Origin of the sequence: Dyella sp. AtDHG13 (genome assembly GCF_003201105.1) — a bacterium.
Classification (GTDB): Bacteria; Pseudomonadota; Gammaproteobacteria; order Xanthomonadales; family Rhodanobacteraceae; genus Dyella; species Dyella jiangningensis_B.
This window is the reverse complement of record NZ_QICJ01000021.1, coordinates 24,136-30,852: the sequence shown is the minus strand read 5'-3', so window position 1 is coordinate 30,852 and position 6,717 is coordinate 24,136. Positions and strand designations below refer to the sequence as shown.

Sequence of the window (6,717 nt, the reverse complement as noted above, 5' to 3'; positions counted from 1 at the left end):
TCCAACACGGAACCTCATTCCTGCCTTTGGAGCTGATTCAAATCTCGCGCGTGTGCACATTTCGCCTCACCGTCATCCCCGCGAAAGCGGGGATCTAGTGTCTTTAAGCCTTCTCGCAGCGCGTAAAGTCGCTGGATCCCCGCTTTCGCGGGGATGACGGTGAGGGAATGGAGCTGCTTCGGAGATTTTGAACAACCTCCAAGGCAGGCGCTCCGCGCCTGCCACGACGCGATGTGCCGCGTAGCGGCACGAGCCGTCGGCTCGTGCTCTTGATCTTCCGGGTCCCCGTATGAGGCGGCGGGCGGGTGGAGGAATAGCCCGAAGGGTGGCCGGCAAGGATGCCGGCCAGTTTGGCGTCAGGGCAGGATGCCCTGTCGGCAAACCCCGTAACCCGTCCGCGTACCTTCCGGGCTTCGCCCGGAAGGCGCCTCATCCGGGGGGCCCTTCTCTTTGGTTACTTTCTCTTGGGCAAGCAAGAGAAAGTGACCCGGCCTCCGGCAGGAGGCCGGAACGCCCGCCGCGTAGGCGGCCAGGTTGCGGGAACGCTGGTAAAAACCGACCACACTCCACGCGACAACCCAGCGCAAAGTCACTGGATCCCGGCCTGCGCCGGGATGACGGCTAAAGAACGAAGCGGTGAGGCAAGAGCGCCCCCTCACCCCAACCCTCTCCCCAAAGGGGAGAGGGAGAAAAACGCGCAGCATCGCCACCACGCATCAAATCAAGTCACCAACACCACAACAAAAAATCATCCCCGCCGCTTCCTATCCCAAGCAGCAAAAACCCCATGCATCGCCTCCAACCCATCAAACAGCGCCGCCGGCCCCGGCTGCAGGATGATCGGCGACTTGATCTCGTAAAGCTCACCCTCGCGCACGGCCGGAATCGCATTCCACCCTTCGCGCGCCGCGACGCGCTCCGGGCGGAACCGCTTGCCGCACCATGAGCCAAGAATGATATCCGGCGCCGCGCGCACCACCTCGCCCGCATCGGCCAGGATGCGATGCTTGGCGAGCGATTCGCCGGACATCCGCGGAAACACATCCTCGCCGCCGGCGATGCGGATCAATTCCGCCACCCACTGGATGCCGTTGATCAAGGGTTCATCCCATTCCTCGAAATACACTTTCGGCCGTCGCTCGAACTGCGTGGCGGCCGCTTCGATGCGGGCGATCTGCTGCTCGGCTTTGCGCGCATAGGCCTCGGCTTTCTCTGCCGCGCCCACCATCGCGCCCAGGCGACGGATATAAGCGAGGATGCCATCTACGCTGCGGTGGTTGCTGATCCACACCTCCACGCCCGCCTTGATCAGCTCGCGCGCGATATCGGCCTGGATGTCGGAGAAGCCGATCACGAAGTCCGGCTGCAACTTGAGGATTTCGTCGATCTTCGCACTGGTGAAGGCCGATACCTTGGGCTTTTCCTTGCGCGCACGCGGTGGGCGCACGGTGAAGCCGGAGATGCCGACGATGCGGTGCTCCTCGCCCAGCGCATACAGCACTTCGGTGGGTTCTTCGGTGAGGCAGACGATGCGCTGCGGATAATGGTCGGCGCTGTTACGGAGATCGGTCACGCGTTCAATGTCCCAACACGGTCACCGTGATCTTTCGCTGATGCGGATCGAGACGGTGTTCCCACAGATAGATGCCCTGCCACGTGCCCAGCTGCGCCTTGCCCGCGTGCACCGGCACCATCAGGCTCACGCCGGTGAGGATGGCGCGCACGTGGGCGGGCATGTCGTCCGGGCCTTCCTCGTCGTGGCGGAAGATGTTGTCGCCATCGGGCACGGCGCGCGCGAACCAGCGTTCGAGATCGTCGCGCACGGTCGGGTCGGCGTTTTCGCTGATCAGCAGCGAGCAGCTGGTGTGCAGGCTGAAGACGTGCGCAATGCCGGTGTGCACGCCGCTGGCGGCCACGACGTCACCCACCTTGTCGGTGATCTCGGTGAAGCCGCGGCCGCGCGTGTGCACGACAAAGCCATTCTGGGCGACGTGATCGGCGGGCGTGGCACGCATGCGAAAAGCCTCCGAATGGCTGGCGAATCGAATCAGGGGTAAAGCAGGCGGCTCGTCCAGGTCTGGCCGTGGCGGCTCCAGCGCACGCGTTCGTGCAGCCGGAATTCGGCGCCGTACCAGAACTCCACCATGTCCGGCTCCACCACGTAGCCGCCCCAGTGCGGCGGGCGGGATACCTCGCGGCCTTCGAACTCGTGTTCGTAGCGCGCAAAGCGCTGCTCGAAGGTGTCGCGATCGGGCAGCGTCTGCGATTGCAGCGACGCCCACGCGCCGAGCTGGCTGGCGCGCGGACGCGTGGCGAAATACGCATCGGATTCTTCAGGCAGCAGCTTGCGAGCCACGCCCTCCACGCGCACCTGCACCGCATTGTGCAGCTGTTTCCAATGGAAGCACAGCGCCACCTGCGGGTGTGCCTCGACCTGGCTGCCCTTGTCGCTTTCGTAGTTGGTGTAGAAACGGAAGCCGCGCTCGTCGGCGCCCTTGAGCAGCACGATGCGCGAACTCACGCGCCCGGCGGCGTCGACCGTGGCCAGGCTCATCGCGGTCGGTTCGGGCTCTCCCGCCTTGCCGGCCTCGTCCAACAGTTGCACAAATGTGTCAAGGATTTCTCGTTTCAGCATGGGGGTCTTGAATCGTGGCTCGCGCGCGCCATCATGGCGGAATGTAAGGGTGTGTTGGCATAGGTAAAGCAGGTCGCGTTGCCTCGCCACGGCTGCCAGGTGGTGAGCCTTGCTGCAGCTCATGCAGGTCGCATGAGCCAAGCGAGGATCCCCGCATGGCGGCCGTGGCGAGGCAACCCGAAGGGCCGGGTCTGTTTGCCCGCAACTCGGCGTCATCGCTCGGTCGTGTATTGACATACACTCCCTCGCTCTTCCTTGATTTGCGTGCAAACAGCTCCCGGCGCGACCTACTTTACCTATGCCAACCCACCCTTCGGATGCTAGCACGCAGAATTCGACCCTGGCCGGGCACTTGCTCGACCAGTACGCCGGACGGATCGCCCGCTCCCGGCGCCCCTATCTGTTGGGCCTGTCGGGCCTGCAGGGCAGCGGCAAGAGCACCCTGGCGCGGGAAATGAAGGCCCAGGCCGAAAGCCGCGGCTGGGCCACCGAAGTGCTGTCGCTGGACGACTTCTACTATTCGCGAAGCGAACGTGAAGTCCTTGCTCACCAGGTCCACCCGCTGCTGCGCACCCGCGGCGTGCCCGGCACGCACGAAATCGAACTGCTGATGTCGGTGCTGGCCGCCTTGCCGCAGGCATCGGACAAGCTGCCGGTGGATCACCCGCGCTTCGACAAGGGCCGCGATACGCGCATGGCGCCCTCCAAATGGCCCAGGATCACCCGGCCGCCCAAGCTGGTGATCCTGGAAGGCTGGGCGCTGGGCCTGCGTCCGCAACTGCAAAGCGCGCTGGAAAAACCGGTGAACGCGCTGGAGCGCGAGGAAGATCCGGAAGGCACCTGGCGCCATTGGGTCAACAAGCAGCTGCGCAGCTACCAGCCGCTATGGCGCAAGCTGGATGCGCTGATCGTGCTGCAGGCGCCGAGTTGGGACATCGTGCGCAAGTGGCGCAGCCAGCAGGAAGAAGAACTGCTGGCCCGCCACGCTCCGCTGGCGATGGACGCCGAGGCCATGGTGCGTTTCCTGGCCCACTACGAGCGCCTGAGCCGGCACGCGCTGGCCACCCTGCCCGAGCTGGCGGACACCACGGTGGAGTACGACGATGACCGCCACGTCATCGCCCTCAACCACAGCTGACGCTCAGGCCGCCGGTTCCACCTGCACAGCCGTGCCGTAGGCGAGCACCTCGGTGACGCCTTCGGCCACGTCGTTGGCGTCGTAGCGCATGCCGATCACCGCATTGGCGCCGCGTTCGGCGGCGTGTTGCAGCATCAGTTCGAAGGCTTCCTCACGCGCTTTCTCGCACAACTCCGTGTAGATGGTGATGTTGCCGCCCACCAGCGTCTGCAGGGCGGCGCCAAGGTTGCCCACCACGCTGCGCGAACGCACGGTGATGCCGCGCACGATGCCCATTGGACGCACGATGCGATATCCCGGCAACTCGTTGCCGGTGGTGACCATGTGTAGCGAAACGCTGGCTGGCATGGAGCTTCTCCCAGTTGATTTGGAACGGAACCGATGGCGGGCGGCTCAACCGTCGCCAGCTAGTAGTGCAGCATATCCCTCGCGCGCATCCGGCCACTGCGGCACGAAACCGCTGGCACGCAAGCGCGCATTGCTCAGGCGCTTGCTGCCCACGCCCGCCGGCGCCGCGCCTTCGCCGGGCAGTGGCGCGTGCACGCGGCGCGCAAGATCGTCGTAGAGCACGTCCAGCGGCAGCGGCGTGTCATCGACGCCAAGATAGAGCGGCTCGGGATCGCGCAAGAACAGCAGATGCACGATGGCCGAAGCCGCATCATCCACGTGGATGCGATTGGCCCAGTGCACCGTGCCGCGAGGCACGCGCGCGGCGCCGGCACGCAACCGCTCGATCAATTGCAGGCGCCCCGGCCCGTAGAGCCCCGCCAGTCGCAGGGCCACCGCCGGTGCGTGCGCCTGGGCGTAGCGCTCCGCTTCCAGCAGCACGCGGCCGTTGAAGCCCGGCGGTTCCGCCGGCGTGTCCTCGTCGACCCAGGCGTCGCCGTGTTCGCCGTAGACCGCAGTGGAAGAAACGAACACCAGCCGCTGCAGCGCCGTGCGGTCCACCGCGTCGAGCAGGTGCTGCAATCCGTCCACGAACACGGCGCGATACAGCGCCTCGTCGCGCGCGTCGGGCGTCGGCAGGTACACGATGTGGCTGATGCCATGGGGCAGGCCCCGCAAGGTTTCAGGCCGGGTCAGGTCGCCCTGGATCCAGCGGATGCCGTCGTCAGCGGTGCCGCCGACGCTGCGCCGCAACGCCCAGACCTCCTCGCCGCGCGAGCGCAGGCGATGCGCCGCGCGCAGCCCCACATCGCCCGCGCCGGCGATCAGCACGCGCGCGCTCATGACACCCTCCGCGGCAAGCGGCGCGGCCGCGCGCTTTCGCGCCTGTTAGCATTCACCCATGAATCCATCGTGCAACCTGTTCATCGTCGGCCCCACCGGCGCCGGCAAGACGACCATCGGCCGTCGGCTGGCGGACCATTATGGGCTGAGCTTCGTCGATCTCGACCAGGAGATCGAGCGGGTCTGCGGCGTGCCGGTCAGCACCGTGTTCGAGATCGAGGGTGAAGCCGGCTTCCGCCAGCGCGAAAGCACCCTGCTGGCCGAATGCAGCGCACGCAGCGGCGTGGTGATGGCCACCGGCGCTGGCGCGGTGCTCGATCCGGCCAACCGCCGCGTGCTGGCCGAGCGCGGCTACGTGCTGTGGCTGCAGGCCACGCTGGAACAGCAACTGGAACGCCTGGCGCAGGACCGCCAGCGCCCCCTGCTCGCCGGCGTCGACCGCGCCGAACGCCTCACCGCGATGGCGCAGCGGCGCACGCCGCTGTACGAGGAAGTCGCCGACCTGATGATTCCCGGCGCCCACGAAACCGTGCACGCGGCCAGCGCCCGCAGCATTCTCCTGATCGACCAACACTGGCAACGCCAACACGCCGCATGACCACGCAGCCCTCACCCCGCACCATCGACGTCGCCCTCGGCGAGCGCAGCTATCCCGTCTGGATCGGCCCCGGCCTGCTCGACGACCACGCGCGCTGGCGCAGCGCCTTGCGCGGGCGGCATGCACTGGTGATCAGCAACACCACGGTGGCGCCGCTGTATCTGGAGCGCGTGGCCAAGGGGCTGGACGGGCTTTCGTGGTCGTCCTTTCTCATCGACGACGGCGAGGCGCACAAGACCTTCGCCAACGTCGGCCGCGCGCTGGAGGCGCTCGCGCAACGGGGCGCCACGCGCGATGCCTGCGTGATCGCCCTGGGCGGCGGCGTGGTGGGCGACCTCGCCGGTTTCAGTGCGGCGTGCTGGATGCGCGGCATCGATTTCATCCAGATGCCGACCACGCTGCTGTCGATGGTCGACTCCTCCGTGGGCGGCAAGACCGGCGTGAACCTGCCGGCCGGCAAGAACCTGGTGGGCGCGTTCCACCAGCCGCGCGCGGTGATCGCCGATACCGACACGCTCGCCACCCTGCCCGAGCGCGAATACCGCGCGGGGCTTGCCGAGGTGATCAAGGGCGCGACCATCGGCGATCCCGACTTTTTCGCGTGGCTGGAAGCCAACGCGGCCGCGCTGAATGCGCGCGAGACCGGCCCGCTGATCGAAGCCATCGCGCGCAAGGTGCAGTACAAGGCCGGCGTGGTGGCGCGCGACGAGACCGAACAGGGCGAGCGCGCCCTGCTCAATCTTGGCCACACCTTCGGCCACGCGCTGGAAACCGCGGGCAGGTACAAGGTGCTGCTGCATGGCGAAGGCGTGGCGGTGGGCATGCTGCTGGCCGCGCAGCTGTCCGAACGCCTGGGCCTGAGCGCAGCCGCCGACACCGCGCGCCTGCATCGCCTGCTCGATGCGGTGGGCCTGCCGACGGCGATTCCTCCCGGCATGGACCCGGCGCACTTGCTGTCGCTGATGCGGCTGGACAAGAAGAACCTCGCGGGCACGCTGCGGCTGATCCTGTGGCGCGGCATCGGCCGCGCGGAAATCGTCGGCGGCGTGGACGAGCAGCAGGTGATGGCGGTGCTCGAGGCCAACGCCCGGCCGTGATGCCCGGCACCGCGGGCGT

At 67.1% G+C, this 6,717-nt stretch carries 7 protein-coding genes and 1 pseudogene; 3 read left to right on the top strand and 5 right to left on the bottom strand.

Annotated features, from left to right (window positions below):
* Positions 1-748: 748 nt before the first annotated feature.
* The 3 genes and pseudogenes from BDW41_RS22395 to pdxH all read right to left on the bottom strand — a co-directional run.
* Complete coding sequence (locus BDW41_RS22395) at positions 749-1,573, bottom strand: cobalamin-binding protein (RefSeq protein WP_074552257.1); 825 nt, start codon at positions 1,571-1,573, stop codon at positions 749-751.
* A gap of 4 nt (positions 1,574-1,577) precedes the next feature.
* Positions 1,578-2,015 (bottom strand): secondary thiamine-phosphate synthase enzyme YjbQ, encoded by a 438-nt coding sequence (locus BDW41_RS22390; protein ID WP_074552258.1) that lies wholly within the window; start codon positions 2,013-2,015, stop codon positions 1,578-1,580.
* A 32-nt stretch (positions 2,016-2,047) separates the two neighbouring features.
* Positions 2,048-2,638, bottom strand: a pseudogene (gene pdxH, locus BDW41_RS22385) (pyridoxamine 5'-phosphate oxidase); the annotation flags it as partial.
* Positions 2,639-2,933: 295 nt separating this feature from the next.
* On the opposite strand from pdxH, the gene BDW41_RS22380 reads away from it, so the two are divergent.
* A complete protein-coding gene (locus BDW41_RS22380) occupies positions 2,934-3,773 on the top strand; it encodes a kinase (protein ID WP_074552260.1) in 840 nt (279 codons plus the stop codon).
* Between the two features lie 3 nt (positions 3,774-3,776).
* Here the strand turns inward: BDW41_RS22380 and BDW41_RS22375 are convergent, their stop codons facing one another.
* Positions 3,777-4,121 (bottom strand): YbjQ family protein, encoded by a 345-nt coding sequence (locus BDW41_RS22375; RefSeq protein WP_074552261.1) that lies wholly within the window; start codon positions 4,119-4,121, stop codon positions 3,777-3,779.
* Positions 4,122-4,166: 45 nt separating this feature from the next.
* Positions 4,167-5,003, bottom strand: a complete 837-nt coding sequence (locus BDW41_RS22370; RefSeq protein WP_074552262.1) for an NAD-dependent epimerase/dehydratase family protein — start codon at positions 5,001-5,003, stop codon at positions 4,167-4,169.
* Positions 5,004-5,061: 58 nt separating this feature from the next.
* Between BDW41_RS22370 and BDW41_RS22365 the strand changes: the two genes are divergently transcribed.
* Complete coding sequence (locus tag BDW41_RS22365) at positions 5,062-5,601, top strand: shikimate kinase (RefSeq protein ID WP_074552263.1); 540 nt, start codon at positions 5,062-5,064, stop codon at positions 5,599-5,601.
* Positions 5,598-6,698, top strand: coding sequence for a 3-dehydroquinate synthase (aroB, locus tag BDW41_RS22360; protein ID WP_074552264.1), 1,101 nt, complete (start codon positions 5,598-5,600; stop codon positions 6,696-6,698). Before BDW41_RS22365 ends, aroB begins: the two co-directional genes overlap by 4 nt.
* Positions 6,699-6,717: the final 19 nt, after the last annotated feature.